The 25,972-nt window shown below is 70.9% G+C and carries 26 protein-coding genes; 9 read left to right on the forward strand and 17 right to left on the reverse strand.

Annotation, left to right across the window (positions count from 1 at the left end; all coding sequences use genetic code 11):
* Positions 1-50: 50 nt before the first annotated feature.
* The 13 genes from sigJ to ABEA43_RS02250 form a co-directional block, all read right to left on the reverse strand.
* Positions 51-881, reverse strand: a complete 831-nt coding sequence (gene sigJ, locus ABEA43_RS02190) for an RNA polymerase sigma factor SigJ (RefSeq protein ID WP_345558067.1) — start codon at positions 879-881, stop codon at positions 51-53.
* A 79-nt stretch (positions 882-960) separates the two neighbouring features.
* On the reverse strand, positions 961-1,992 hold the full coding sequence (gene tsaD, locus ABEA43_RS02195; protein ID WP_345558069.1) for a tRNA (adenosine(37)-N6)-threonylcarbamoyltransferase complex transferase subunit TsaD: 1,032 nt from the start codon (positions 1,990-1,992) through the stop codon (positions 961-963).
* The gene (gene rimI / locus ABEA43_RS02200) at positions 1,985-2,416 is read right to left on the reverse strand and encodes a ribosomal protein S18-alanine N-acetyltransferase (RefSeq protein ID WP_345558771.1); all 432 of its coding nucleotides are present in this window, start codon (positions 2,414-2,416) and stop codon (positions 1,985-1,987) included. The genes tsaD and rimI overlap by 8 nt, the downstream gene beginning before the upstream one ends.
* A gap of 11 nt (positions 2,417-2,427) precedes the next feature.
* Complete coding sequence (tsaB, locus tag ABEA43_RS02205; protein ID WP_345558071.1) at positions 2,428-3,087, reverse strand: tRNA (adenosine(37)-N6)-threonylcarbamoyltransferase complex dimerization subunit type 1 TsaB; 660 nt, start codon at positions 3,085-3,087, stop codon at positions 2,428-2,430.
* A gap of 92 nt (positions 3,088-3,179) precedes the next feature.
* Positions 3,180-4,112, reverse strand: a complete 933-nt coding sequence (locus ABEA43_RS02210) for an aminoglycoside phosphotransferase family protein (protein WP_345558073.1) — start codon at positions 4,110-4,112, stop codon at positions 3,180-3,182.
* 32 nt (positions 4,113-4,144) lie between these two features.
* The gene (locus ABEA43_RS02215) at positions 4,145-4,681 is read right to left on the reverse strand and encodes a class F sortase (RefSeq protein WP_345558075.1); all 537 of its coding nucleotides are present in this window, start codon (positions 4,679-4,681) and stop codon (positions 4,145-4,147) included.
* Positions 4,682-4,684: 3 nt separating this feature from the next.
* On the reverse strand, positions 4,685-5,395 hold the full coding sequence (locus ABEA43_RS02220; protein WP_345558076.1) for a hypothetical protein: 711 nt from the start codon (positions 5,393-5,395) through the stop codon (positions 4,685-4,687).
* 169 nt (positions 5,396-5,564) lie between these two features.
* Positions 5,565-6,023, reverse strand: a complete 459-nt coding sequence (tsaE, locus tag ABEA43_RS02225) for a tRNA (adenosine(37)-N6)-threonylcarbamoyltransferase complex ATPase subunit type 1 TsaE (protein WP_345558078.1) — start codon at positions 6,021-6,023, stop codon at positions 5,565-5,567.
* Entirely contained in the window at positions 6,023-7,075 is a 1,053-nt protein-coding gene (locus tag ABEA43_RS02230) for an alpha/beta fold hydrolase (RefSeq protein WP_345558080.1), read from the reverse strand. Before ABEA43_RS02230 ends, tsaE begins: the two co-directional genes overlap by 1 nt.
* A 45-nt stretch (positions 7,076-7,120) precedes the next feature.
* Complete coding sequence (alr, locus tag ABEA43_RS02235; protein WP_345558773.1) at positions 7,121-8,254, reverse strand: alanine racemase; 1,134 nt, start codon at positions 8,252-8,254, stop codon at positions 7,121-7,123.
* 135 nt (positions 8,255-8,389) lie between these two features.
* A complete protein-coding gene (locus ABEA43_RS02240) occupies positions 8,390-9,856 on the reverse strand; it encodes an NAD(P)H-hydrate dehydratase (RefSeq protein WP_345558082.1) in 1,467 nt (488 codons plus the stop codon).
* A 9-nt stretch (positions 9,857-9,865) separates the two neighbouring features.
* Positions 9,866-10,216 (reverse strand): holo-ACP synthase, encoded by a 351-nt coding sequence (locus tag ABEA43_RS02245; RefSeq protein WP_345558084.1) that lies wholly within the window; start codon positions 10,214-10,216, stop codon positions 9,866-9,868.
* Positions 10,217-10,240: 24 nt separating this feature from the next.
* Complete coding sequence (locus tag ABEA43_RS02250) at positions 10,241-11,644, reverse strand: alkaline phosphatase PhoX (RefSeq protein ID WP_345558085.1); 1,404 nt, start codon at positions 11,642-11,644, stop codon at positions 10,241-10,243.
* A 138-nt stretch (positions 11,645-11,782) separates the two neighbouring features.
* Between ABEA43_RS02250 and coaA the strand changes: the two genes are divergently transcribed.
* The 6 genes from coaA (at position 11,783) to ABEA43_RS02280 (ending at position 17,210) form a co-directional block, all read left to right on the forward strand.
* Positions 11,783-12,685, forward strand: a complete 903-nt coding sequence (gene coaA / locus ABEA43_RS02255; protein ID WP_345558775.1) for a type I pantothenate kinase — start codon at positions 11,783-11,785, stop codon at positions 12,683-12,685.
* Positions 12,686-12,854: 169 nt separating this feature from the next.
* Positions 12,855-13,781, forward strand: a complete 927-nt coding sequence (locus tag ABEA43_RS02260) for a DUF389 domain-containing protein (RefSeq protein WP_345558087.1) — start codon at positions 12,855-12,857, stop codon at positions 13,779-13,781.
* A 40-nt stretch (positions 13,782-13,821) separates the two neighbouring features.
* On the forward strand, positions 13,822-14,730 hold the full coding sequence (locus tag ABEA43_RS02265) for an ABC transporter ATP-binding protein (protein WP_345558088.1): 909 nt from the start codon (positions 13,822-13,824) through the stop codon (positions 14,728-14,730).
* Positions 14,723-15,583: an ABC transporter permease gene (locus ABEA43_RS02270; RefSeq protein WP_345558089.1), complete on the forward strand. Its 861-nt coding sequence runs from the start codon at positions 14,723-14,725 to the stop codon at positions 15,581-15,583. The genes ABEA43_RS02265 and ABEA43_RS02270 overlap by 8 nt, the downstream gene beginning before the upstream one ends.
* Complete coding sequence (locus tag ABEA43_RS02275; protein ID WP_345558091.1) at positions 15,580-16,494, forward strand: ABC transporter ATP-binding protein; 915 nt, start codon at positions 15,580-15,582, stop codon at positions 16,492-16,494. The genes ABEA43_RS02270 and ABEA43_RS02275 overlap by 4 nt, the downstream gene beginning before the upstream one ends.
* Positions 16,494-17,210, forward strand: coding sequence for an ABC transporter permease subunit (locus tag ABEA43_RS02280; RefSeq protein ID WP_345558092.1), 717 nt, complete (start codon positions 16,494-16,496; stop codon positions 17,208-17,210). The genes ABEA43_RS02275 and ABEA43_RS02280 overlap by 1 nt, the downstream gene beginning before the upstream one ends.
* A gap of 52 nt (positions 17,211-17,262) precedes the next feature.
* On the opposite strand, the gene glmM is transcribed toward ABEA43_RS02280, so the two are convergent.
* The 3 genes from glmM to rplM all read right to left on the reverse strand — a co-directional run bounded on the left by glmM (position 17,263) and on the right by rplM (position 19,649).
* Positions 17,263-18,609 (reverse strand): phosphoglucosamine mutase, encoded by a 1,347-nt coding sequence (gene glmM, locus ABEA43_RS02285; RefSeq protein ID WP_345558093.1) that lies wholly within the window; start codon positions 18,607-18,609, stop codon positions 17,263-17,265.
* A 1-nt stretch (position 18,610) separates the two neighbouring features.
* A complete protein-coding gene (rpsI, locus tag ABEA43_RS02290; RefSeq protein ID WP_345558094.1) occupies positions 18,611-19,135 on the reverse strand; it encodes a 30S ribosomal protein S9 in 525 nt (174 codons plus the stop codon).
* Between the two features lie 70 nt (positions 19,136-19,205).
* Positions 19,206-19,649 (reverse strand): 50S ribosomal protein L13, encoded by a 444-nt coding sequence (gene rplM / locus ABEA43_RS02295; protein ID WP_345558096.1) that lies wholly within the window; start codon positions 19,647-19,649, stop codon positions 19,206-19,208.
* Positions 19,650-19,958: 309 nt separating this feature from the next.
* Between rplM and ABEA43_RS02300 the strand changes: the two genes are divergently transcribed.
* The 3 genes from ABEA43_RS02300 (at position 19,959) to ABEA43_RS02310 (ending at position 25,073) form a co-directional block, all read left to right on the forward strand.
* Positions 19,959-20,720 carry a CAP domain-containing protein gene (locus tag ABEA43_RS02300; RefSeq protein WP_345558097.1) on the forward strand — a complete coding sequence of 254 codons (762 nt, stop codon included), beginning with the start codon at positions 19,959-19,961 and terminating at the stop codon, positions 20,718-20,720.
* Between the two features lie 24 nt (positions 20,721-20,744).
* A complete protein-coding gene (locus tag ABEA43_RS02305) occupies positions 20,745-22,184 on the forward strand; it encodes a hypothetical protein (RefSeq protein WP_345558099.1) in 1,440 nt (479 codons plus the stop codon).
* 105 nt (positions 22,185-22,289) lie between these two features.
* Positions 22,290-25,073, forward strand: coding sequence for a hypothetical protein (locus tag ABEA43_RS02310; RefSeq protein ID WP_345558100.1), 2,784 nt, complete (start codon positions 22,290-22,292; stop codon positions 25,071-25,073).
* Here ABEA43_RS02310 and truA read toward each other — a convergent pair.
* Positions 25,038-25,916, reverse strand: coding sequence for a tRNA pseudouridine(38-40) synthase TruA (gene truA, locus ABEA43_RS02315; protein ID WP_345558101.1), 879 nt, complete (start codon positions 25,914-25,916; stop codon positions 25,038-25,040). The genes ABEA43_RS02310 and truA overlap by 36 nt on opposite strands.
* Positions 25,917-25,972: the final 56 nt, after the last annotated feature.

Here is a 25,972-nt window from a genome sequence, read left to right on the forward strand (position 1 = left end):
CCCGGCCAGGGCCAGGTCCCCGAAGTGAGGACCTGAGCCCGGGGCCGGGTTCAGCCGATTTCGGGGAGCTTGTCCGGGTTGACCAGGGCGTACACCGCTTGGACCCGCATGCCCGAGGCGTCCGGCTCGACGGTGAGGGCGGCACGGACCTCGCCGTGGTACATCAGCAGGAAGGTCGCGCCCGCCCACCGCACCTCCAGCGCCGTCCACCGGGGCCCCAACCTGGCCATCAGCCGCGCCACCTTGGCCGCCCCGCGGATCGGCCGCAGCGCGGCCCGCACCTGCCCGCCGCCGTCGTTCCACAGCGTGACGTCCGGGGCGAGCACGTCCATCAGGTCCGCCAGGCTGCCGCCCAGCGCCGCGGCCACGAACCGCTCCGCCGCCTGCCTGGCCTGCCCGGGATCGGCCTGGAAGCGCGGCCGCCTGGCCTGGACGTGCGCCCTGGCCCGGTGCGTGAGCTGCCGGGCGGCGGCCGGCGTGCGGTCCAGGATCCTGGCGATCTCCGCGTGCTCGAACCCGAACGCCTCCCGCAGCACGAACGCCGCCCGCTCCAGCGGCGACAGCGTCTCCAGCACCACCAGCAGCCCCATGCTGATGCCGTCGGCGCGCGACACCGGGTCCTCGGCGCCCACCAGCGGCTCGGGGAGCCACGGCCCCACATAGCTCTCCCGCGCGGTCCGCAGGGCCCGCAGCCGGTCGAGCGAGCGCCGCACGGCGATGCGTACGAGGTAGGCCCTGGGGTTGTCCAGCTCGGCCCGATCCACCCTGGACCAGCGCAACCACGTGTCCTGCACGACGTCCTCGGCGTCCGCCACGCTGCCGAGCATGTCGTACGCCAGCGTGAACAACAGCTTCCTGTGCTCGCGGAACACGTCTTCCACAATCCTCACTCCTCAGCCGGGCGCCTGGCCATAAGACTCGTGGGCACCCCGAGAACGTGACATGCGGAAGACGCGGACCTCAGACGTGGACCGTGGTGATCGGCAGCGAGGAGTCGGCGGGGATCTGCAGCGAGGACGGCGTGACCCCGGCCGCGACCAGGTCGGAGCCGAGTGCGGCGACCATGGCGCCGTTGTCGGTGCACAGCCCGGGACGCGGCACCCGCACGCGTACGCCGGCCGCGTCGCACCGCTCCTGAGCCAGCGCCCGCAGCCGGGAGTTGGCCGCCACGCCGCCGCCGATCAGCAGGTCGTGCACGTCGTATTTCCGGCAGGCCTGCAACGCCTTGCGGGTCAGCACGTCCACCACGGCCTCCTGGAAGGACGCGGCCACGTCGGGCACGTGGACGGCCTGCCCGGACGCCTCCCGGGCCTCGACCCAGCGCGCCACGGCGGTCTTGAGCCCGGAGAAGGAGAAGTCGAGCGTGCCGTCGTCCACCTTGCCGCGCGGGAACGCGATCGCGGTCCCCGAGCCGTCGAGTGCGGCCCTGTCGATGTGCGGACCGCCGGGGAACGGCAGCCCCAGCACCCGCGCGACCTTGTCGAACGCCTCCCCGGCCGCGTCGTCCACGGTCGAGCCGAGCGAGATCACGTCGCCGGCCACGTCGGGCACGAGCAGCAGCGAGGAGTGGCCGCCGGACACCAGCATGGCGATGCACGGCTTCGGCAGCGGCCCGTGCTCAAGCTGGTCGACGGCGACGTGGGCGGCCAGGTGGTTGACGCCGTAGAGGGGCACGCCGAGCCCGAGCGCGTAGGACTTGGCCGCGGCCACGCCGACCAGCAGCGCCCCCGCCAGCCCAGGACCTGCCGTCACGGCGATCGCGTCTATGTCGGAGAACCTGAGCCCGGCGGCCGCCAGCGCGGCCTCCACGGTGGGCGTCATGGCCTCCAGGTGAGCGCGCGAGGCGACCTCGGGCACCACGCCGCCGAACCTGGCGTGCTCCTCCATGCTGGAGGCGATCGTGTTGGCCAGCAGCGTGTGGCCCCTGACGATGCCGATGCCGGTCTCGTCGCAGGACGTCTCGATGCCCAGGACCAGGGGTGCGTCAGTCACCAAGCTTCCTTCTCATCATGATCGCGTCGGTGCCGTCGTCGTAGTAGCGGCGGCGGGTGCCGATGTCCTCGAACCCGAAATGCCGGTAGACCGCCTGCGCCCTGGGGTTGTCGGCGCGCACTTCCAGGAAGATCTCGCGCGCTCCCCTGCGGACCGCCTCGCCCAGCAGCTCGGTCAGCATGGCGCTGCCGATGCCGGTGCCCTGGTGCTTCTCCAGCACCGCGATGGTCTGCACGTCGGCCTGGTCGGCCGCGGTGGCGAGCCCGGCGTAGGCCACGATCTCCTCGTCGACCAGGACCACCACGTAGTGGCGCGAGCGCGGCATGTCGGCGATCTCGCCGCGCATCATGCCCTCGCTCCACGCGTCGAGCGGGAACGTGGCCCGCTCGATCGCCATGACCGCGGGCAGGTCGGCCGCGGTCATCTCTCTCAGTTTCACGCCGTCACCCTCTTGGGCGCGCCGGGCGCGACGGCGTCGGGCCTGCGCAGGTAGATCGGGCGCGGGAGGTCGAGCGGCGTGCCCTCGGCCAGCCGCTCGGCCGCCAGGGCGGCCAGGGCTCCCGCGTACGGGTACGGCGGCACGTCGTCGAGGACAGAGCCCTCTTGTCCCAAAATTTCGGCATAAAGCGCGGCACCAGCCCCTACGACCGGCACCCCCTTCACCGGCACCTCGGCGGGCCGGTCCACGAAGGGCCCGTCGATCCGGGTGCGCATGTCGGCGTATCGCGCCCAGAACACCTCTTTGCGCCGCGCGTCGGTGGCCACCAGGAACGGCTCAGCGAGCCCGCTGCCGTAGGCGACCGCGTCGAGCGTGCAGATGCCGTACGCGGGCACACCCAGCGTCGTGGCGAGCCCCTGCGCGGTCATCAGGCCCACGCGCAGCCCGGTGTAGGGCCCGGGGCCACTGCCCGCCACGATGGCCGTCACGTCGCGCAGCGCCGCCCGCGCCTCGCCCAGCACGAGCTCGATGGTGGGGACGAGCAACTCGCCGTGCCGCCGGGCGTCGATCGTCGTGGATTCGGCGAGCACCCGCTCACCGTCGTGGAGGGCAGCGGTGACGGCGGGCGTCGCGGTATCAAAGGCCAGGACCAACACGACTGTTTAGCCTACCCGCCGCACCGGTCCCGCCCGGCCCATACGGGTCAGGCCCAGCCCTGTCAGGCACAGCCCTGTCAGGTACAGCCCTGTCAGGCCCAGCCCGTACGCCGCTTCAGCCAGTCGAGCGCCACCACGCCCTGCGCCCGCTGGAACGCCCTGACCGTCGGGAGTCCCGGCGGGTCCGGCAAAGGGCCATGCCGGACGAAAAAGCCGGTGAGCGCGGCGACGACCGACGTGACGCCCGGATCGGGGTCGGCGAACAGCTCGTGCGGCGCGGGCCCGCCCTGCATCCCGATCGAGGGCAGCAGGCACACCAGGTCGAACCAGGGCGCGCCCACGCACGCCCACGGCCAGTCCACGACGTACACGCGGTCGTCGGTGAGCAGGATGTTGTCGGCCCGCAGGTCCGCGTGGACCAGACTGTCGCCCGCCGCGGCCGCGGCCCAGCCGGACTCCAGCTCGGCCAGCGCGCCGAGGTGACGCGCCACCCACGGGTCGAGGCCGGCGGTGTCCTCCTCCTCCAGCAGCTGCCGCCAGCCCCGGAGCATCGGTCCGAACGACTCGGCGATCGGCGGCGCGGCGATGGGGGCGGGCGTGAGCGCGGCCGACATCTCGCCGACGGCCGCCAGCACCTGGTCGAGCTCGTCGCGCCGCCACGGCTGCGCGGGGTGGCGGCCTTCGATGTCCTCGAACACCAGCGCCACCCACCCCTCGACCTCGAACCCGGTCAGCAGCCTGGGCGCGGGCACCGACGCGGGCAGCGCCGCGGCGATCGCAAGCTCGGACCGGTAGATGGCGGGGGTGTCGGGGTTCGGCTCCGGGCCGACGGCCTTGACGAAGGCGCGCCTGCCGCCGTCGGTGCGCACCCGGACCGCGGCCGCCGGGGAGAATCCGCCCGGCTGGGTGTCCGCCTCGACCACACGCCCGCCGAGGAACTCCGCCACCGCCTCGCGCACCAGGGGATGCACCTCCGGCCATGGCACGCGAACACCCGCCGCCGGCGGATTCGTCTCTACGCTCATGGCTCCATGGTCCCGATGGACGCAAGCCTTTTTCAGATTTCTGAGGCGTACACGATGATGTTGTCGAGGTATTCGCCCGCGGCGTAGTCGAACTTGCCGCCGCAGGTGACCAGTTTGAGCCCGTCCTCCATGTAGACGCGTTTGGTGGGGAAGGAGTCCTTGTGCACCTGTTCGATCGCGTCGACCTTGAAGCTCACGACCTTGCCGTCGCTGCGCTCGACCTTGACGGTCTCGCCCTTGCGTAACTGCCTGAGCTTGTAGAACACGGCGGGCGCCGTCTTCGTGTCAACGTGCCCGATGATCACCGAGGCGCCCTTCTCGCCGGGCACGGCGCTGCCGGTGTACCAGCCCGCGACCTTCGGCTTCTCATAGGGAGGCAGCTCGACCTCGCCGTTCTTCTCCAGGCCGAGCTTCATGAGCGGGGCCTCGACGTCGATCGAGGGAATGTCGATGCTCTGCGGCACGACGGCCGCGGCTGGGGTGGTGCCTGTCTGCATGCTCTTGCCGAACGCGACCAGCAGCAGGCCGGTGACGGCGCCGGCGAGCACCACCCGTCCTGGGCGGGCCATGGTCTACGCCTTGCTGCGACGCTTGATCGCGATGCCGATGCCGGCGGCCAGCGCGAGGCCGATCAGCACGCCGGCCGGCCCGGCCGGGATCGAGGACTCGTCACTGGCTTCCTGCGCGTACGTGCCGCCGCCGCCCGCCTTGGGCGCCTTGCTCGGCACGCTGCTCGGCGGGTTGCTCGGCGGGGCGTCGGCCGCGACGACCCTGAGCGTGGCCCGGCCCATGTCGTTGGTGCCGTCGCACTTGACGTCCACCCGGTAGTTGCCGCGTCGGACCGTTCCCGAGACCCGCGCCTCGCCGCGCACCCAGGGCGAGCCGTTGGCCGGGGTGGCGAGGGCGGTCGGGGTGACGGACGCCAACGGGACCGGGTTGAGCGAGACGCCGTTGACGAAGGCCCTGGAGGTGGCGGTGCCGGTGTGCGCGGGGCCGCCGGTCGGGACCGGGCAGTTGGCCAGGATCCACACGCTGGAGGTCTCGCCCGCGGTGACGCGGTCGGGGTTGAGCTGGACCTGGATCGTCGGCCTGGTGGTGGTCGTGGTCGGCTTGGGCGTGCCAGTGGCGGTGTTGCTGGGGGTGCCTGCGCTGGTGGCGGGGGTCGTGGGGGTGCCGCTGGCAGTGGGTGTCGGTGTGGGTGTGGACTCTGCCGAGGCTGAACAGCCGGTCAGACCGACCATGACGATGGCCCCCGCGTACGCGACTCGCCTGACCCTGAGCACCGGCCGCCACCCCACCTTTGCCGTCTTGCACCAAGCATCCACCCAAAATGTGGATGTCGCCCCACCTGATACCCATAATTTCTGGGTGAATCCCTAGCCAATGATCATGATTTACATCTTTGGCCTGGTACGTCAAGGGTGCCAGCATTGCCGGGGAATGACCGGGGTTTTAACCTTCTAGCGGATCAGACGGCGTGTCGGCCCAGCGCGGACCCACCCCGCGCAGCCTCACCAAGCGTGCCTCGTCGCCCGCCTCGCGGTCGATGTGGATCTCCAGCCGGTCGTCGGCCAGGCCCTCGACCAGGCCCTCGCCCCACTCGACGACGGTGACGGACTCCTCCAGCGAGGCGTCCAGGTCGAGGTCGTCAACCTCCAGGTCGCCGCCGAGCCGGTAGGCGTCCACGTGGACGAGCGGCGGGCCCTGGCGCAGCGACGGGTGCACCCTGGCGATCACGAACGTGGGCGAGGTGATCGGGCCGCGTACTTTGAGCCCTTCGGCGATGCCCTGCACGAGCGTCGTCTTGCCCGCGCCGAGCGGCCCCGACAGGACGAGCAGGTCTCCGGCGCGCAGCCGGGCGGCCAGACGGGTGCCGTATGCGCGCATGTCCTCGGCGGTCGCCAGCCTCACTACAGCTCCACCCTCTTGACCAGGTCGCGCAGGGCGTCGTTGACGACACCAGGGCGTTCGAGCTGGATCAGGTGCGAGGTGTCGGGGACCTCGGTGAAGTGGGCCTTGGGCAGCGCCGCCGCGATGGCCTTGCTGTGGTCGGGCGGGGTCAGCCAGTCGTGGTCGCCCACCAGGATCGCGGTGGGCACCGGGTCGAGGACGTGCAGCGCGGAGAGCTTGTCGTGGTTCATCAGCGCCGGGTAGAAGTCGGCGAACACCTCGGTCGGTGTCGCCCTGATCATCGACTCGGCGAAGTCGACGACGGTCGGGCTGATGTTCTTCGAGTCGCCGAAACCCATGTAGCGGGTGATCAGGAAGGCGATGTCGCTGCCCGCGTGGCGGGTCCTGTCGATCAGCGCGCCCCCCTTGCCCAGCATCGAGATGGTCGAGGGGGCGACCTTGTGCACGGCCTTGGACAGCATCGCGGGCAGGCCCAGCGTCAGCTCGGCCAGCTTGCCGGCCGAGGTCGCGATGAGGGCCACCGCGCGGATCTTGTCGCCGAACAGCTCGGGGTGGCGGTCGGCCAGCGCCATGATCGTCATGCCGCCCATGGAGTGGCCGACCAGCACGCACGGGCCCGGCACGTATTTCTCGATCACCTCGGCCAGGTCCTCGCCCAGCCGGTCGATCGTGCTGTCGTCGGCCGTCGCGCGCTGCGAGCGGCCGTGCGAGCGCTGGTCCCAGAGCACCATCCGGTAGTTTTCGCGCAGGTCCTTGCGCTGGTAGTGCCAGGACTCCAGGTTGAGGCAGTAGCCGTGGCAGAACACGATGGTCAGCGGCGCGTCCTCGGGGCCGTCGACCTCGATGTGCAGCGCCATCCCGTCGGAGGTGACGTGCGTGCGCTCCCTGCCCCGCAGCTCGCCGAACGGCTCACTCGCCTCGGTGTCGGGGCGCAGCCTGATCCGGCCTACCGCGTAACGCTTGGCCAGTGCCGCTGCCGCGACACCGGCGGAAGCCGCACCGACGAGCGCGCCGGCGATCCCTACCCTGCGCCGTGTTGTCGTCGTCGTCATGTCCCCGATCCTTCTCCGCTCATGGCCGTCGCGAAGTGCCCTTCGTCACTCCGAGCTCCTGCGCTCGTGGACTCGCGGCACGCGCGAGCCGATCCTGGTCACGATCTCATGCGTGATCGTGCCGAGAGTATCCGCCCACTCCTGGGCGGTCGGCTCGCCCCCGTCACCCGGCCCGAACAGCACGACCTCGTCGCCTGCCGACAGCGGGTCGTCCCCCATGTCGATCATGAACTGGTCCATGCACACCCGGCCCGCGATCCGCCTGCGACGTCCGCCCGCGAGCACCTCGGCTCTGCCCGTCGCGTGGCGGAGTATGCCGTCGGCGTAGCCGAGCGGCACGAGCGCGAGCGTGGTCTCGCGGTCGGTGACGTAGAGGTGGGCGTAGGAGACGCCGGAGCCTTCCGGGACCCGCTTGACCAGTCCGGCCTGGGCCACGAGGGTCATCGCCGGTCTGAGCCCGAAGTCGCCCAGCTCGGGGATCGGGCTCAGGCCGTACATCGCGATGCCGGGCCTGACCAGGTCGTAGCGGGCGGCGGGGAGCGTCATGGCGGCCGCCGAGTTGGAGAGGTGCCTGATCACGTGGGATCCGGCGGCGCCGGCCTGCTCGGCCAGCTTCAGCGCCGTCTCGAACGCCTCGATCTGCAGCGCGATCGACGGGTGGCCTGGAATGTCGGCGCAGGCGAAGTGGGACCAGAGGCCCACGACGTCGACGACGCCCTCCGCGCGCAGCTCCAGCGCCCTGGCCAGCAGGCTCGGCCAGGCGGCCAGCGGGGCGCCGCCCCTGCTCATGCCGGTGTCGGCCTCCAGGTGCAGCTGGGCGGTGCGCCCTGTGCGCCGCGCGGCCCGCGCGATCTCGTCGAGCAGCGGCACGCCGGCGGCCGACAGCTCGATGCCGGCTTCGAGCGCCTGGTCCAGCGGCTCGTCCGGGGTGATCAGCCAGGACAGGATCGGCGCGGTCACGCCGCCCTCCCGCAGCGCGAGCGCCTCTCTGACGAACGCGGTGCCCAGCCGGCTCGCCCCTCCCGCCAGCGCCGCCTCGGACGCCGGCACCAGGCCGTGCCCGTAGGCGTCGGCCTTGACCGCGCCCATCAGCTCCGCGCCGCCTGCCTGGTCCTTGAGCAGGGACACGTTATGCCTGATCGCGGCCAGATCGACCCGCGCCTCGGCCGGGGTGGCCATCGAGGAGTACATCCTTCTAGTGTGTCAGCTCGCGCACGTGGTCGAGCGCGATTTTCACCGCTCGCGGACGCGACCGCACCTCATGCTCACTGGGCGCTCACTGGGCCGCTCCCCGCGCGAGGCGCACTCACCCGCTCACCCGTTCGCACCGTGCGAGGCGCGGCCTGTCACGGCGCGGATGGCCGCAGGGACGGACGCGGCCACGTCCGCCGCGGTCAGCGGCGCGCCCTGGGCGGCCAGCTGCCCGGCCAGCCCGTGCAGGTAGGCGCCGCACGACGCGGCGTCGTAGCAGCTCAACCCCTGCGCGAGCAGCGCGCCGGCGATGCCGGACAGCACGTCGCCGGTGCCGCCGGTGGCCAGCCACGACGTGCCGGTGGTGTTGACCCGCACCGGCCACGCGTCCTCGGCCACCACCGTGGTCGAGCCCTTGAGCAGCACGGTCACGCCCAGCTCCGCCGCCGCCCCGCGGACGTGCTCCAGCCTGGCCGCCTCGATGTCGGCGCGGCCGGCCCCGATCAGCCTGGCCAGCTCCCCGGCGTGCGGCGTGATCAGCACCGGCGCGCTGCGCCGCAGCAGCTCCCGGTCTTCGGCCACCAGCGTCAGCCCGTCGGCGTCGATCAGCACGGGCACGTCGGAGCCGAGCACCGCGGCCGCCAGCTCGTGCGCCCAGTCATCGGTGCCGAGACCGGGCCCGAGCACCCAGGCCTGCACCCGCCCCACGTCCTCGATCGAGGGCCGCGTCAGCTCGGTCACCACGGCCTCCGGCCAGTGCGAGCGCACCTGCGTGACCGGTGCGCCCGGCCCCGCGTAGCGCACCATGCCCGCCCCTGCCCGCAGCGCGCCGCCCACGGCCAGCACGGCGGCCCCGGTGAACCGGTCGCTCCCGGCCGCGACCCCCAGCACGCCTCTGCGGTATTTGTCCGACTCCTCGCCCGGCTTCGGCAGCAGACCTGCGACGTCGTCCCTGTCCGGCGCCGTGACGTCGGGATCGGGCAGACAGGGCCCGAGCCCGATGTCCACCAGCTCGATCCGTCCTGTGCGGGACGCGCCCGGGTCGACGAGCAGCCCGGTCTTGCGGGCCCCCATGGTCACGGTCACGTCGGCGCGGACGGACGCACCCCGCACCTGGCCGCTGCTCGCGTCGACCCCGCTCGGCACGTCCACGGCGACGATCGGGGCGCGGGCGGCGTTCGCGTCCTCGGCCAGCCGCGCGTACGGCTCCCGCAGCGCCCCGGCCGCCCCGATGCCCACCAGCCCGTCGATGATCAGGTCGGCCCCGTCCAGCGCCGCAGCGTCCACGACCCGCCCACCGGCCTGCCTGAGCGCCGCCAGTCCTGCCTCGTGCGTCTTGGACCCGGCAAGCACCGCGCCCACCCACGCGCCCCGCCTGGCCAGGCGCTCGCCCGCGTAGAGCGCGTCGCCGCCGTTGTCGCCGCTGCCGACGAGGAGGACGACGCGTTTGGCGTACACGCTGCCCAGCAGGTCGGCGCAGACGGCGGCGAGCCCGGCGGCGGCCCGCTGCATGAGGGTCCCCTCGGGCAGCCGCGCCATGAGCACGTGCTCGGCGCCCCGGATCTGGTCAGCGGTGTAGGCAGTGCGCATGATCCGAAGCTATCCCTCCGCGATCACATAGGCCACGGCGACGCCCGCGTCATGGCTGAGAGAGACGTGCCAGCGCTTGACCCCCAGCTCGTAGGCGACCTCGGCGGCCTTGCCCGTGATGTGCAGCTCGGGCTTGCCCAGCTCGTCGCACCGGACCTCGGCCTCCAGGTGGCCCAGCCCCTTGGGCGCGCCGAGCGCCTTGGCCACGGCCTCCTTGGCGGCGAACCGCGCGGCCAGCGACTGCACCGGCAGCGGCCGCTCGGCCTGGGTGAACAACCGCTCCAGCAGCCGGGGCGTCCGCTCCAGGGACGCCTCGAAGCGGGCGATGTCCACGACGTCCACGCCGATTCCCAGGATCATCGTCCCAGGCTAGACCCGCCGGGCTCAGAACGGGCCGCGCTCCCACGGCCCCCAGATCGCGATCGACATGCCCGTCCTGGCCTGGATGTTGACGTACAGCGTGTGGCCGCCGGGGCCGAACGTGGAGCCCGCGAACTCGGCCCCCTCGTCGCCCGAGATCGGCTCCAGCCGGCAGAAGTCGAAGATCTCCCCCGCCTTGCTGAGCCCGCGCAGGTAGTTGTCGCCGTCGCCGTCCTCGCACAGCACGAGCGTGCCGCGCTTGCTGGCCGTCACGTTGTCGGGCAGGTCGAGGACCGACGAACGCGGCGACTCGTAGGCGAGCTTGAGCCGCCCGCTCCACGTCTCGTACGCCCACACCTGCCCGCGTCCCTTGCCGAACCCGGAGGGGATGGTGTCGCCGGGCGCGTTGAGCCCGCCCTGGGTGGAGACGAAGTACACGGTGCCCTGGTGGTAGACCGCCCCCTCCAGCCTGGAGAAGATCGCCGCGCCCTCCTCCCTGCCCTGCTTGCCCACGGCCTGGACGGCCACGTCGTTGGTCGGCCTGCCGGTGAACGTGGGATCGGGATCGTCGATGTCCACCCAGACCGTGGCGTACGCGGTGCCGGGGCGCTGCGCCACGGACAGGTCCTTGCGCTTCTCCCCCTTGACCGCGAGCATCTGCAGCCTGCCGCCGTCGAGCAACCGCCCGGCCTGTACGGGATGCTTCGGCGGCAGATACCGATAGAACCCGGACGGAAAGCCGAAGTTGTCCTCCGTCAGATAGATCGCCCCCGTCGAGGGGTCGAACGCCGCCGACTCGTGCGCGAACCGGCCCGCCGACTTGATCGGCCTGGCGCTGGCGGCGCGGCCGAGGGGCACCTCGAAGATGTAGCCGTGCTTCTTGGTGAGCTTGGCGTTGTCGCCGCCGGAGAAGTCGCCGGCCACGTCGGGGCCGTTGACCGTCTCCTCGCAGCTCACCCAGGCCCGCCATGCCATGGGTCCGCCGGAGCAGTTCATCATGGTGCCGTTGAGCGAGGGCGCGCTCTTGAGCACCTCGCCGTAACGGGTGACCTGCAACGTCGAGGTCCCGCCGCCGGCCATCGGGTCGTAGGCCTTGCTCTTGTCGCCGAACGCGCCGACCGGCCCGTTGACCTCGTGGTTGCGGACCAGGATGGCGTTGCCCTTGGGTCCGGAGAACGCCGCCATGCCGTCATGCCGGCCCGGCACCACCGACCCGTCGGTGAACTTGTCGCCCGCCACGCTGAACGAGCGGTATTTGAACCCGTCCGGCAGGTTGAGCCGCACCTTCCCGTCGCGGAGATCGCGTACGGGGCTCAGCGGCCCGTACCCCCGCACCGGCTTGGCGCCTCCCTGCGCTCCCGCGCAGGCGACCCCGGCGAAGGGACCGGCGATGGCGAGCACGTTGGAGATGAAGCGACGACGGTCCACAAAACCTCCCAGTCATACGGCCCCCGCACCCTAACCCGGCGGGGGGCTCCACCTCTCAGCTTCCCTCAAAAGGCGTGACACCCGCCCGGACCGCACCTTGTGGCGCATCGCTACGCTGCCTAGGTGAACAACGGCTACGTGGATCTGAGCAGGGAGCAGTGGAGGGAACTCCGCAAGAACACGCCCTTGACTCTCACCGCAGACGAGCTGGAAGAGCTGCGCGGCGTCGACGACCCCATCGACCTCACTGAAGTCACCGACATCTACCTTCCCCTGACCCGGCTGCTGAACTTGCACTTCACCGGGTCCAAACAACGCAGCAGCGTGCTGAGCGCGTTCCTCGACCATCCCGATCAGCGAGTCCCGTACATCCTGGGCATCGCGGGCAGCGTCGCGGTCGGCAAGTCGACCACGGCGCGGCTGCTGCACACGCTGCTGGCCCGCTGGCCAGAGCATCCGCACGTGGAGCTGATCACCACCGACAGCTTCCTCTACCCGAACGCGGTGCTCGAGTCGAAGGGAATCATGCACCGCAAGGGCTTCCCCGAGAGCTATGACCGGCGGGCGCTGGTCAGGTTCGTGGCAGAGGTGAAGGCGGGATCACGAGAGGTGCACGCACCGGTCTACAGCCACCTTGAGTACGACATCGTGCCCAAGACAACCCAAATCGTAAAAAATCCGGATATCTTGATCATTGAGGGCCTGAACGTCCTCCAGCCCGCCCCGCCCACCTCGCTCGCGGTCAACGACTACTTCGACTTCTCGATCTACGTCGACGCCAAGGTCGAGGACATCCGCGACTGGTACGTCGACCGCTTCCACAAGCTCCGCCGCACCGCCTTCGAAGACCCGAAGTCGTACTTCCGGCACATCGCCGAGCTCTCCCAAGACGAGGCCACCAGCTTCGCCCGCAACGTCTGGCGCGACATCAACGAGCGCAACCTGGTCGAGAACATCGCCCCCACCAGGGGCCGGGCCGACCTCGTACTGAAGAAGGGCGCCGACCACGCGGTACGCCGGGTGCGGCTGCGCCAGACCTGAACGCCTCTTCAAGCACGTACCGGCCGAACCTGCCCCCGCACTCCTGGTCGTCGATGCCGGCGAACCAGCACTCCTCACCGTGGTCATGGCATATCAAGCGGATCATGTGAGGCAGCCTCGCGAACGCGTGTCAACAACACGTCAACGTTCAATGGACAACAATGGCTGCGTGCTACACCTGCGACTGATCAGCCCGTCCGCGCGCACCGGCGAGGTGACGGCGGTGTTGGAGGAATGCCCAGGCGTCACCAACATCGTCGTCCTGCCGGGCGCCGCCCGCGAGCCCAAAGGCGACGTGATCTTCGGCGACGCGGCCAGGGAGTCGGCGAACGAGGTGCTGGCCAAGCTCAAATGGCTGGAGGCCGAGGGCTCCATCGCCGTCGAGCAGATCGATCTCGCACTGTCCAAGGCGGCGGACGACGCGGTCGAGGAGGCACCAGGCGATCCCGACGACGCGGTGGTGTGGGAGGAGCTGGCCCATCGGGTGTCCAGCGACTCCCGCATCACCTGGGCCTATCTGGTCTTCCTGGCCATCGCCACCCAGCTCGCCGGCATCGGCGTCCTGCAGAACTCCCCCATCCTGATCGTCGGCGCGATGGTGCTCGGCCCCGAGTTCGGCGCCATCGCGGCCATCTGCTTCGGCCTGCTGCACCGCAGATGGCACCTGATCATCTCCTCCTTCAAGACCCTGGTCGTCGGGTTCACGGTGGCGATCGCCGTCACCTTCGCCTGCGCGCTCGTCTCCAACTGGCTCGGCTGGATCGACATCGACAACCTCACCAGGAACGAGGAGGTCCAGTTCATCGTCAAGCCGGACCGGTGGTCGTTCATCGTGGCCCTGCTGGCCGGCGCGGCCGGGGTGCTGTCGATCACGGCGGGCAAGTCGTCGGCCCTGATCGGCGTCTTCATCTCGGTCACCACCGTGCCCGCGGCCGGCTACCTGGCCGTGGCCCTGGCGCTGGGCGACTGGACGGAGGTCGCGGGCTCGGTCTCGCAGCTCGCCGTCAACATCATCGGCATGATCATCTCGGGCACCGCGACGCTGTTGGTCCAGCGGAAATTCTGGCCTCAAGTAGGACGTCGTTCATCCGTCTGAACGAGGCGGCGGCCACGACACGCCGGGTAGGGTCCGGCACATGCACATCCTCGCCACCGAGGGACTGACGAAACGCTTCCCCACGGTCACCGCGGTCGATCAGCTCACCGTCACCGTGGGACCGGGGGTCACCGGTCTGGTCGGGGCGAACGGCGCGGGCAAGTCGACACTGATCAAGATCCTGCTCGGCCTGCTTCCGCCCACCGGCGGCACGGCCAGGGTGCTCGATCTCGACGTGACCGCACAGGGGGCCGATATCCGTCGTCTCGTCGGCTACATGCCCGAGCACGAATGCCTCCCGCCTGACGTCTCCGCGACCGAGCTGGTCGTCCACCTCGCACAGATGTCCGGGCTGCCGCGTACGGCCGCCCGCGAACGCGCCGCCGACGTCCTGCGCCACGTCGGACTGGCCGAAGAGCGCTACCGCGCCGTGGGCGGCTACTCCACGGGTATGAAACAGCGCGTCAAGCTGGCCCAGGCCCTGGTGCACGACCCCAAGCTGATCTTCCTCGACGAGCCGACCAACGGCCTCGACCCCCGCGGCCGCGACGAGATGCTGACGCTGATCAGGCGCATCGGCACCGAGTTCGGCATCAGCGTCCTGGTCACCTCCCACCTGCTGGGCGAGCTGGAGCGCATCTGCGACCACGTGATCGTCATCGACGCCGGGCGGCTGCTGCGCTCGTCCGCGATCGGCGAGTTCACCCAGGCCACGGAGACGGTCACGGTCGAGGTCGACGAGGGCCTGGAGCCGCTGGCCGCCCGGCTGGCCGAGGACGGCCAGACCGTTTCCCAGCAGGGCCGCCTGCTGGTGGTCAAGGTGCTCGGGCCGGAGACGTTCGACGCCATCCGTGACGCCGCCGTCGATCTGGACCTCTGCCTCATCCGCCTCGAACAGGGACGCCACCGCATCGAGGACGTCTTCAGGGAGGAGACCGCAGATGTCTGAGATCTACGACATCGGGTATCGCCACTACGAGGGGGTCCGGCTGGGCCGCGGCTACGCGGCCAGGGCGCTGACCCTGCACAGCCTGCGCGGCGTCTTCGGTCTCGGCCGTCCTGCCCGCAGCAAGATCGTGCCGTTCGCCCTGGCGGGCATCATGTTCCTGCCCTCCATCGTGACCATCGCGATGATGGCCCTGGCCGGCCAGCGCGGCATCCCCTACAGCGGCTTCGCGGTCGTCATGCAGGCCGTGGTGGCGATCTTCCTGGCCGCGCAGGCCCCCACGGTCGTCGCGCCCGACCTGCGCCATCGCGTGCTGCCTCTCTACCTGTCCCGTCCCGTCTCGGTCGCCGAGTACGTCGGCGCCAAGGTCGTGGCGATGACCATCGCGCTGTTCCTGCTGGTGGCGCTGCCGCTCACGCTGATCTACGTGGGCGAGCTGGTGGTGGACATGCCCGGGCCGCCCGCCACGGGCGAATATCTCGGCGCCGTGCTCATGGCACTGGTGCTGGCGCTGCTGCTGTCGGCGTTCGGCCTGGCGCTGGCCTCGTTCACGCCGCGGCGCGGGCTCGGCGTGGCCTCGGTCATCACCGTCTACCTGCTGTCGTCCGCCTCGGTCCCGGTGATCTACGCGACCCTCGAGTCGACGGGCGACGATGCCGCCGCCGCCTGGGCGTGGCTGATCAACCCGTTCTGGCTGGTCGACGCCGTGCAGTCGTGGCTGTTCGGGACGCCGCCGCACTCCATCGAAGCCGGCGACTACCCCAGCGGCCCGGCCCCGGCCGCGATCCTCATCGTGCTGATCGCCGGCGCGCTCGTCGCCCTCGCGCTGCGTTACAGGAAGGCGGCCTCGCGGTGAAGATCGAGCTCTCCCAGGTTTCCCGCTGGTACGGCAACGTGGTGGCGGTCAACGACGTGACGATGACGATCGGCCCCGGCGTCACCGGCCTGCTCGGCCCCAACGGGGCGGGCAAGTCCACGCTGCTCCACATGATGGCCGGGTTCCTGGCGCCCTCGGGCGGCTCGGTGACGCTCGACGGCACCCGAGTATGGAAGAACCACCAGATATACCGAAATATCGGCCTAGTTCCGGAACGTGAGGGCGTCTACGGGTTCCTCACCGGCTGGCAGTTCGTCCTGTCCGCCGCCCGCCTCCACGGCCTCTCCGACCCCGACGAGGCCGCCCGCAAGGCGCTGGCCACGGTCGAGATGGAGGAGCCGAAGGACCGGCGCGTGGAGACGTACTCCAAGGGCATGCGCCAGCGCGTCAAGGTGGCCGCGGCGCTCGTCCACGACCCGCCGGTGCTGCTGCTGGACGAGCCGTTCAACGGCATGGACCCGCGCCAGCGCATGCACCTCATGGACCTGATCCGCAACATGGGCACGGCGGGCAAGACGATCCTGTTCAGCTCGCACATCCTGGAGGAGGTCGAGCGGGTCGCCCAGCACATCGAGGTGCTGGTGTCGGGCCGGCACGCGGCGTCGGGCAACTTCCGCGAGATCCGCCGCCTGATGACCGACAGGCCCCACCTGTTCATGATCCGCTCCAGCGACGACAGGAAGCTGGCCGCCGCCCTCGTCCGTGACCAGTCGACCGGCGGCATCACCCTGCGCCCTGACGGCCTTGAGGTCCAGGCCACCGAGTTCCGCCGGTTCGCCCGGCTCCTGCCCCGGGTCGCCCAGGCCGAGGGCGTACACCTGCACCAGGTCTCCCCGGCGGACGAGGACCTGGAGAGCGTCTTCTCCTACCTGATCACCAGGAGCACCTGATGAACACCGTCGTAGCGGGAATCACCTACCGGGCCCTGCTCGGCCGCCGCCGCATCATCCTGCTGCTCCTGCTCCCGCTGGTCCTGATCGGCCTGGCGGTGCTGCTGCGCCTGGTGGGGAGCGCCGACCAGCGCTCGGCCGTGCTGCTGATGCAGAACTTCGCCATCAACACCATGCTCCCGCTGCTGGGCCTGATCGCGGGCACGGGCGTCATCGCGCCGGAGATCGACGACGGCACCATCATCCACCTGCTGTCCAAGCCGATCTCCCGCCCGGTCATCGCGCAGACGAAGTTCCTGGTGGCGGCCTCGCTCCTGGCCGTGTTCGCGGCCGTGCCGACCTACGTCGCCGCGTGGCTCCTGGTCAGCAACGAGGACGGCATCGCCCCGGGCTTCGCGCTCGGCGTCCTGGTGGCCGGCTTCGCCTACGCCGCCGTCTTCCTCCTGCTGGGCGTCGTCACCCGGCACGCGGTCACGATCGGCATCGTCTACGCCCTGGTGTGGGAGAGCGTGGTGGGCGGCTTCGTCCCGGGCGCCCGCAAGTTCTCGATCCAGTACTGGGGCCAGTCGATCGCCGACCAGATCTCCGACTCGGCGTTCCTCACCACGAACGTCTCGCTCAGCTTCGCCATACCGGCCCTGATCGTGGTCACCCTCGGCGGCGTCCTCTGGGCCGGGCACCGGCTCCGGGCGTTCGCCCTCACGGGCGACGAATAAACGACATCGGGTACGGCACCACGCTCTGGTGCCGTACCCGATGGGAAAAACCTCAGACGCAGGCCGTACGCACCACGTCGGCCAGGCGCCCGGCCACCTGCGTGGCGTGCTCCTCCGACGCGGCCTCGACCATCACGCGGATCATCGGCTCGGTCCCGCTCGGCCTGATCAGGACCCGGCCCGTCTCACCGAGCTCGGCCTCGGCCGCGGCGACGGCGGTGACCAGCTCGGGCACCGACGCCTTGCCTCGGTCCACGCCCTTGATGTTGATCAGGATCTGCGGCAGCGGCGTCATCACCGCGGCCAGCTCCTTCAGCGGGACGCCCGACTTGGCCACCACGCCCAGCAGGTGGAGCGAGGTGAGCAGGCCGTCGCCCGTGGTGGCGTGGTCGAGCATGATGACGTGCCCCGACTGCTCGCCGCCCAGGTTGAAGCCGTCGGACTTCATCCGCTCCAGCACGTAGCGGTCGCCCACCGCGGTCTCCACCACGGTGATGCCCGCGTCGCGCATCGCCAGCTTGAAGCCCAGGTTGGACATCACGGTGGCGACCACGGTGTCCTTCGACAGCATCCCCTCGCCGTGCATCGCGGCGGCCAGGATCGCCATGATCCGGTCGCCGTCGATGATCGTGCCCGTGTGGTCCACCGCGAGGCAGCGGTCGGCGTCGCCGTCGTAGGCCACGCCCATGTCCGCGCCGCGCGACACGACCACCTGCTGGAGCTTGTCCATGTGGGTCGAGCCGTGGCTGGCGTTGATGTTCAGGCCGTCGGGCCTGGCGCCGATGGCCTCGACCCTGGCGCCCGCACGCACCAGCGCCTCAGGGGCGACCATGTGAGCGGCTCCGTGAGCGCAGTCGACCACGATGCTGAGGCCGTCGAGCGCCGCGTTCATCGTGGTCAGCACATGCGAGATGTAACGGTCGGCCTCGCCGTACGCGTCGCGTACGCGGCCCACGGCCGAACCGACCGGGAAAGTCCACTCCTCGCCCAGCCGCCGCTCGATCTCGTCCTCGACCGCGTCGGACAGCTTGAAGCCGCCACGGGCCAGGAACTTGATGCCGTTGTCCGGCGCCGGGTTGTGCGACGCGGACAGCATGACGCCGAGATCGGCGCCGAGTGCGGCGGTGAGGTGGGCGACGGCCGGGGTGGGCAGCACGCCGAGGCGCAGCACATCCACTCCAGACGCCGCAAGGCCGGCGACCACTGCGGCCTCCAGGAATTCCCCGGAGGCACGCGGGTCCCGGCCTACGACGGCCACGGGACGACGTCCCGTGGCCGCGAACGCGCCCGCATCGCCGAGGACGTGAGCCGCCGCGACCGAAAGGTCCATGGCGATCTCGGCCGTGAGGTCGCGACCCGCGACCCCGCGTACCCCGTCGGTGCCGAAAAGGCGCGCCAATTTAGCGCTTGCTGTACTGCGGAGCCTTGCGGGCCTTCTTGAGGCCGTACTTCTTCCGCTCCGTGGCGCGGGCGTCACGGGTGAGGAAGCCGGCCTTCTTCAGCGGCGCACGGTTGGCCTCGACGTCCAGCACCGCCAGGGCGCGGGACAGGCCCATGCGCAGCGCGCCGGCCTGGCCGGTCACGCCGCCGCCGTCGATGCGCGCGATGACGTCGAACGCCTCTTCGGCACCGAGCACCACGAAGGGCTCGTTGACGATCTGCTGGTGGACCTTGTTCGGGAAATAGCCGTCCAGCGATCGGCCGTTGATCGTCCACTTGCCGGTGCCGGGGACGATGCGCACGCGGGCGATCGACTCCTTGCGGCGGCCGGTGCCGTACGAGTTGCCCGTGGTGACGGGCTTGCGCACGGGAGCGTCAGCGCTGGCGGTGGACTCGGTGGTGTACTCGGAAGGGAACTCCTCGCTGGAGGTCTCCTCCAGCTCAGCCGTCTCAACGACCGTCTCGACACCGGTGGGCTCAGCCACGGTTCTCCTCTAACTTTCGAAACTCGATGCCCCGTCAGGGGCATGCGGGAGGTATCCCCCCGCAGGTCAGCTACTGGGCGATCTGGGTGATCTGGAACGGCACCGGCTGCTGGGCCTGGTGCGGGTGCTCAGAACCCGCGTAGACCTTCAGCTTCTTGGCCATCTTCCGGCCGAGGGAGTTCTTCGGCAGCATGCCACGGACGGCCTTCTCGACGGCCTTGTCGGGCCGCTTGTCCATGAGCTCGCCATAACTGACGGAACGCAGACCGCCCGGGTAGCCCGAGTGACGGTAGGCCTTCTTCTGCTCACGCTTGTTGCCGCTGAGCGCGATCTTCTCCGCGTTGATGATGACGACGAAGTCACCAGTGTCGACGTGGTTGGCGAAGATCGGCTTGTGCTTGCCGCGGAGCAGGATCGCGACGTGACTGGCCAGCCGGCCCAGGATGACATCGGTCGCGTCGATGACGTACCACTGACGCTGAACGTCGGCGGGCTTCGGTGAGTACGTGCGCACGGTCGTAGCCTTCTTTATGCTCGCGTCTTCGGCGCTGTCGGATGTGACAGCTAACATTTGTCGGTCGGTGCGGGCACACGACAGCCCGGACCTTCCGTCTCCTCATAAACGGGAGATGACGCCGGACGCGCCGCGCATTGGTCACGCTGGACCTGTGCACACAACGAACGATTAGGCTACCCGCCCGGAGGCGTGCAGGTCAAAAGACCGGTAACCCTGCACGAGTCTACCCGACTCAGAACGGTTCGGTTTCGTTTCCCTGGGACCCCTTCTTTCCCAGGACCAGACATCCCTATCGTTGGCGGCGGTATGTGGCAGAACTCTCACACCCGGCAAACCCAGCGGGGCGCTCGGCGCCGGAATCACCTGGGCGTGCTGGCCTGCCTCATGACCGTCCTGTTCACGGGCGTGCTGATCGGCCGGTTGACCGACGACGCCGAACCCGCGGCCCACATCTTCCTGAACGAGACCGCTCCGCCCGCGGCCGCCACCGCCAACCCGGCGCCGACGACGGTGAAGAAGGCGCAGCCGCAGGCCGAGATGATCCCCAGGGAGACCACGACCAGGACGCGGCCCCGGGGCACCCCCACACCGAAGCCTGCCAAGTCCCCCAAGGACCACATCGCCGGCTTCAACTCCGAGGACTCGCCCACCCAGGTGCTCGGCGACGAGAGCGACTCGGCCCAGCTCCTGCCGGGGATGGCGAGCAGGGTGGTCGCCCTGACCAACTCCGCCAGGTCCAAGCACGGGTGCGGGCCGCTCAGGGTCAACGGGGGGCTGACCCGCTCAGCGCGTACGCACTCGCTGGAGATGGCCAGGAGCGGGCAGCTCAGCCACAACTCCCCCAGCGGCGCGTCGCCGTGGGACCGGATGGAGCGCGCCGGCTACCGCTGGGGCGCCGCCGAGAACATCGGCGCCGGCTACGGCACGCCTGACGAGGCGGTACGCGGCTGGCTCGAGAGCCCCAACCACCGCAAGAACATCCTCGACTGCGGCCTGAAGGCCATCGGCGTCGGCGTCGCATCCGGCCCCGGCGGGCCCTGGTGGACCCAAGACTTCGGAACTCAATGACGAACATCACGGTAATGTCGCCGCATGGGTTTTCCCGAGGAACGTGAAAACGGCAAGGGTGGCGCCCCCTACGGGACAGGGAGCGCGCCCTACGGGACGGGCGGCAACGCTCCCTTCGAACCGCGCGGCAACGCGTCCAACGGCCGGGGCAACGGTCACTCGGGCGGCTCGCTCTTCGACGCGGGCTCCCCGGCCGGCGGCGGAGGTGGCGGCAACGCGCCTTCCGGCCCGGGCAACTCCTTCTTCGAACCGAACAACCCTCCCTCCGGCCGGGGCAACCCGCCGTCCGGTCCGGGGAACGGCCCCAGTGGTGGGCCCAGTGGTGGGCCCAGTGGTGGGCCCGGTGGTAGGCCCGGAAACGGGCAGGGCAACGGACCCGGAAACGGGCAGGGCAATGGCCCGGGCAATGGGCCCGGCAACGGCCCGGGGAACGGACCCGGGAACGGCCCGGGCAACTCTCCCTTCGGCGCCCCTTACGGCCAGGGCAACCAGCCGCCCGGAGCGCCCGGTCCGGGCAGAGGCCCCGCCGGTCCCGGAGGCGCTCCCCCCGGTCCCGGTGGCGCGCACGCCGGCCCGGGCAAGCCGCCCGGCGACGCTCCCGACGATGCCGGGGCCGAGAAGGGCCGCCGCGGCTCCCGCCGCGCCCGCAAGGACCCGGCCGCCAAGGACGAGAAGAAGCAGCCCGCCGAAGCGGCCGCCGTCGACAAGGCGCCGCAGAGCCGGCATGGATGGAGCCCTTACGACGAGGGGCGGAGCTCGCGCGCGCCGCTGTGGTTCGCGATCGGCGGCATCGCGGTGCTGGGCCTGCTCGGCGGCGGCCTCGCGCTGATGTGGAACGCCGACGACGCCGTCACCGCCGCCGAGACCGCCGACCCGCGCCCGACCACCGCGCCGGTGCCCACACCCCCGGCCGGCAAGTACGGCTTCGCGGCCAGCCGCACCACGGACCCCGACCCGATCTCGGTCAAGGAGATCTTCGGCTCGAAGAAGAAGCTGACGGTCTCGGGCCGCGGCTACGAGATGACGATCACCAGCAAGGACAAGAAGTGCACCGACGGCGCCCTGGGCGACGCACTCCAGAAAGCCCTCAAGTCCGGCAAGTGCACCCAGTTCGTCCGTGCGAGCTTCCGCGACAAGGACGGCAAGGTGATCGGCACGGTCGGCGTGGCCAACCTCAAGTCGAGCAAGAACGCCAGCTCCGTGGCCAAGGCAGGTAACACCAAGAACTACGTGAAGCCGCTGACAGGTAAGGACAGTGTCACCAAGCTTCTAGGGTCCGGCAGCGGTGGTGCCAAGATCTACACGCACGGCCACTACGCGATCTTGGTGTGGTTCCAGAACAAGGACGGCACGAAGCCGGACAAGAAGGGCTCGAAGCGCCTGTTCGAGGCCATCAACGACATCACCAAGACCACCGTGTTCCCGGCCCTGGACAACCGCACGCTGACTGGAAGCTCGGGCTGAGCTAATCCGGCTTTGGACGCGTTATCCCCCCAAACGGGATGCCGGATGCGCCTGGGAACGCCCATACCGACATAACGATCTCGCTACTCTCGCTAGGCTCGCCTTATGCGTGGCCAGGAACCCGGGTCTGAGCACGATCGCAGGGAAGCCGACGGCTCGGCAGCACCCGCGACGCCACCGCCGAGCTTCGGCCAGACCAACGGGCGAGACGTTCCACCGGCGTTGACTCCCTCGGACGAGGCGGCCGACGCCGAGGCGCGGCCGGTCGTTCCCATCTTCCAGGGACCGCCGCCCGACCTGCCCGAGCCGGACGGCGTACCGGCGTGGGAGCTGCCGGACGACGACGCCGCACCCTACGACTGGTTCACCGACCACCCGGAAACCGACCTCGACCTGCCCGACGGCACCCTGCCCACCCACCCGGCAGACCGGACCCAGGCCGACTTCACCCGGGCCGACCCCACCTGGGCCGACCACGTCCGGCCTGGCCACCCGCAGGCTGACGACGTCCGGCCCGACCTGGTCGGGCCCGACCACACCCGGCCCGGCCACCCAGTCGTCGGCCGCTCGCTGTCCGACCCCGCGTGGGCCGCCCCGTCGCCGCCCCACCAGCCGCTCCCCGAGCACCCGCCGACCACCCAGGGCGGGCCACCGCACCCAGCGACCGCCCAGAGCGGGCCACCGCACGCATCAGCCGACCCCGAGTCGCCCCGGCACCTGTGGGAGACCAAGAGCGGGCACGCACCAGGCGACCCCGAACCGGCTCGGCACCCGTGGGACGCACAGAGCGGGCCACCGCACACACCGGGCGACCCCGAACCGGCTCGGCACCCGTGGGACGCACAGAGCGGGCCACCGCACACACCGGGCGACCCCGAGCCGGTCCGGCACCCGTGGGACGCCCAGAGCGAGCTGCCGCACACACCGGGCGGCCCCGAGCCGGTCCGGCACCCGTGGGACGCCCACGAAGGCCCCCCGCCCCCATGGCCGGCGAACCCGGCGGACCAGGCGGACCAGGCGGACCAGCCGCCCGTCTGGTCCGCCAACTCTCCTGACCAGCCACCCGCCTGGCCGAAGAAGGCGGACGGACCGCCGGCCCCCTGGCCGGTCGAGCCGGTGGTGCCCGGCGCGCCGCCATGGGAGCCGCCCCCGGCGTTCACGGCCGCGGCGGCGGGCATGCCCGTATGGCCCGCGCCCGTCACCGACCCGCACGCCATGCCGCCCTGGCCGGCCGCCACCGGCGAGCTCGTGGCGGAGCCGGACGCCGACGAGCCGGAGACCACCGCCGCACGCTTCGCCGCGTCCTTCGACCCGCCCTTCGACGCGCCCCTCGACGCGCCCTTCGACGCGAACGCCACCAACCCCGAAGGCTTCACCCGCCCGGCCAACTTCTTCGACCCGGACGCCATCCAGCAGCAGGACACCACCCACCCCGTGCTCAAGGCCCCGGGCCTCAGCGACCAGAACACCGAAAAGCCCGAAGCCGGCCAGCAGCAAGCCGGTCAGCAGCAAGCCTGGGCCGCCGGAGAACAAACCGCCCGAAACGACGACAGCCGCGCCGAAGGCCCCAAAGACGCCCGAAACAAAGACGCGCAGAACAAGGACGCCCAGGACGACGACGGCCGCGACCAGGACGCCACCCGCCCAGGCTCCCCCCTACCGCGATCCCTTCGCCCCGGCGGCGCCCCCATGCTCCCCGCCCCCACCGCACCACCGGCAGCACCACCCCGCGAGGAGACCCAGCCGTTCGCCCACGAGGACATCGCCCGGCCCCTCGGCCACGACCCCGCGAAGTCCGAGCAGGACGCCACCCGCCCGGCCCACTACTTCGACCCGGTCGCGGCCAGACACGACTTCGCGGCCATGTTCGACCCCCACCCCACCAACCCGGCAGCCAGCCCACCTGCCAACCCCTCCGGCAACCCGCCGGAGCCAGGCGACGTGCCCGTCTGGCCCCCCGTTCCGCCCACTCCCACTCCCACTTCTTCTGGAGAAAAGCTGCCCGACCTACCGTTCTCCAGAGACACGTGGGGCCAGCGACCCACCACCTCGCTGGAACTCCCCACGCCACCCCCCGGCGGCGGTGCGTTCCCACCCGGAGCGTTCAAGCAACCGCCGTTCCAGACCCCACCGCCACCGCCCGCACCGCCGGGCAGGAGCAAGCGCGCCCTGCTGGTCACACTCGGCGCGCTGGCCCTGGCGGGCGTGGCCACCGGCGGCTTCTTCGCCTGGCAGGCCGTGAGCACCCCCACCCCCACGACGGCCGCCGCCCAGCCCAGCACGTCCGTCACCCAGCCGGACAGCCTGGCGGCGGGCACCGATCCGGCCGTCACCCCGACGATCGAGGTCCCCGGCGCCTCCGTACTCAACTCGGAGCAGACCGACCCGCAGAAGCTGTCACTGTCGGAGGCGTTCCCGAAGAAGAAGGTGAGCGCGGCGGGCACGACGTTCACGAGGGTCAAGGCGGCAATCGAGACGACGTGCGAGAAGGCCGCCACGGGCGCGTTCGCCGACGCGCTCAAGGAGCACAAGTGCTCCCGTGTCCTCAGAGCCACCTACGTCGACAGCAAGCGCCGCTACGCCGTGACGACGGGCATCGCCGTGCTGCCGACCAAGGACGCGGCGACGACCGCCGACCAGGCGAAGAGTCTCACCCGCAACGTCTGGTTCCGCCCGCTTCCGGGCGCGGCCGGCACGGGCGGCGAGCGCGTCCACATCGCCGGCGGCTACGCGGCGGGCCTGGTGTGGGGCCGCTACATCGTCTTCAGCTACGCCACCCACGCCGACGGCCACACCCCTGAGGCCGAGGAGAAGACGCTGCCCAAGGTCAGCGGCGCGTTCCGGGACCAGACCTCACTCGTCCTCGAGCGCCGCATCACCAAGGGCTGACAGCGTACGCACTCGCCGCGTGGCATCGGCCCGCGCGGCGAGCTCCCGCTCCGGCGGATAGCCGACCTCCTCCAGGCACAGCCCGTGCGCGGGCGCCACGTGCACCCCGGAGTCGCGTACGGCCCGCGTCAGCACCTCGCCCGGCCACTCCACCGGCCGCCGGCCGTCGCCGACCGCCAGCAGCGAGCCGACCAGCGCGCGCACCATCGAGTGGCAGAACGCGTCGGCCACGACGGTGGCGACCAGCGTCCCGTCCCGCTCGCGTACCCACTCCAGCCGCTGCAGCTCCCTGATCGTCGTGGCCCCTTCGCGCTTCTTGCAGAACGCCGCGAAGTCGTGCTCGCCGAGCAGCCGGGCCGCCGCCGCGTTCAGCGCGCCGAGATCGAGGGCCCGGTTGTGCCAGACGACCTCACGCCGCCGCAGCGGATCGACCCCGCCCGCCCTGTCACTCACCCGGTACGCGTAGCGCCGGAACGTCGCCGAGAACCGGGCGTCAAAGCCCTCAGGAGCCACCGAGACCCGATAAATCCGTACATCGGGTGCCAGGACCCCACCCAGCCGTCTGACAAGCGCAGAGAGCCGCTCATCGACGCTCAGCGGCCCCCGGTTCCCGTCGAGCTCCCCCAGCGAGTCCTCGGGTACGTCCACATGCGCGACCTGCCCGCGCGCGTGCACACCGGCATCGGTACGCCCGGCCACGGTCAGCACGGCAGGCCCGCCGAGGCGCAGGATCTTGCCGATCGCCTGCTCGATCTCCCCCTGAACGGTACGGAGCCCCGGCTGCCGGGCCCACCCGGAGAAGTCGGTCCCGTCATACGCGAGGTCGAGCCGAAGCCGTACCACGATGGTCCTCCTCAACGTGAAACGGGCCCGCACCCCCGTGAGGGGATCCGGGCCCG

The sequence above is a fragment of the Nonomuraea rosea genome, assembly GCF_039539705.1.
In the GTDB taxonomy this organism is placed as follows: domain Bacteria; phylum Actinomycetota; class Actinomycetes; order Streptosporangiales; family Streptosporangiaceae; genus Nonomuraea; species Nonomuraea rosea.

Coding starts and splice junctions, on each gene's coding strand:
- rimI (WP_345558771.1), bottom strand. CDS start 2,416: ATGACCGCGGCCGACCTGCCCGCGGTCATGGCGATCGAGCGGGCCACG.
- ABEA43_RS02210 (WP_345558073.1), bottom strand. CDS start 4,112: ATGAGCGTAGAGACGAATCCGCCGGCGGCGGGTGTTCGCGTGCCATGG.
- ABEA43_RS02215 (WP_345558075.1), bottom strand. CDS start 4,681: ATGGCCCGCCCAGGACGGGTGGTGCTCGCCGGCGCCGTCACCGGCCTG.
- ABEA43_RS02230 (WP_345558080.1), bottom strand. CDS start 7,075: ATGACGACGACGACAACACGGCGCAGGGTAGGGATCGCCGGCGCGCTC.
- alr (WP_345558773.1), bottom strand. CDS start 8,254: ATGGCCACCCCGGCCGAGGCGCGGGTCGATCTGGCCGCGATCAGGCAT.
- ABEA43_RS02240 (WP_345558082.1), bottom strand. CDS start 9,856: ATGCGCACTGCCTACACCGCTGACCAGATCCGGGGCGCCGAGCACGTG.
- ABEA43_RS02245 (WP_345558084.1), bottom strand. CDS start 10,216: ATGATCCTGGGAATCGGCGTGGACGTCGTGGACATCGCCCGCTTCGAG.
- ABEA43_RS02265 (WP_345558088.1), top strand. CDS start 13,822: ATGCACATCCTCGCCACCGAGGGACTGACGAAACGCTTCCCCACGGTC.
- ABEA43_RS02270 (WP_345558089.1), top strand. CDS start 14,723: ATGTCTGAGATCTACGACATCGGGTATCGCCACTACGAGGGGGTCCGG.
- ABEA43_RS02280 (WP_345558092.1), top strand. CDS start 16,494: ATGAACACCGTCGTAGCGGGAATCACCTACCGGGCCCTGCTCGGCCGC.
- ABEA43_RS02300 (WP_345558097.1), top strand. CDS start 19,959: ATGTGGCAGAACTCTCACACCCGGCAAACCCAGCGGGGCGCTCGGCGC.
- ABEA43_RS02305 (WP_345558099.1), top strand. CDS start 20,745: ATGGGTTTTCCCGAGGAACGTGAAAACGGCAAGGGTGGCGCCCCCTAC.
- ABEA43_RS02310 (WP_345558100.1), top strand. CDS start 22,290: ATGCGTGGCCAGGAACCCGGGTCTGAGCACGATCGCAGGGAAGCCGAC.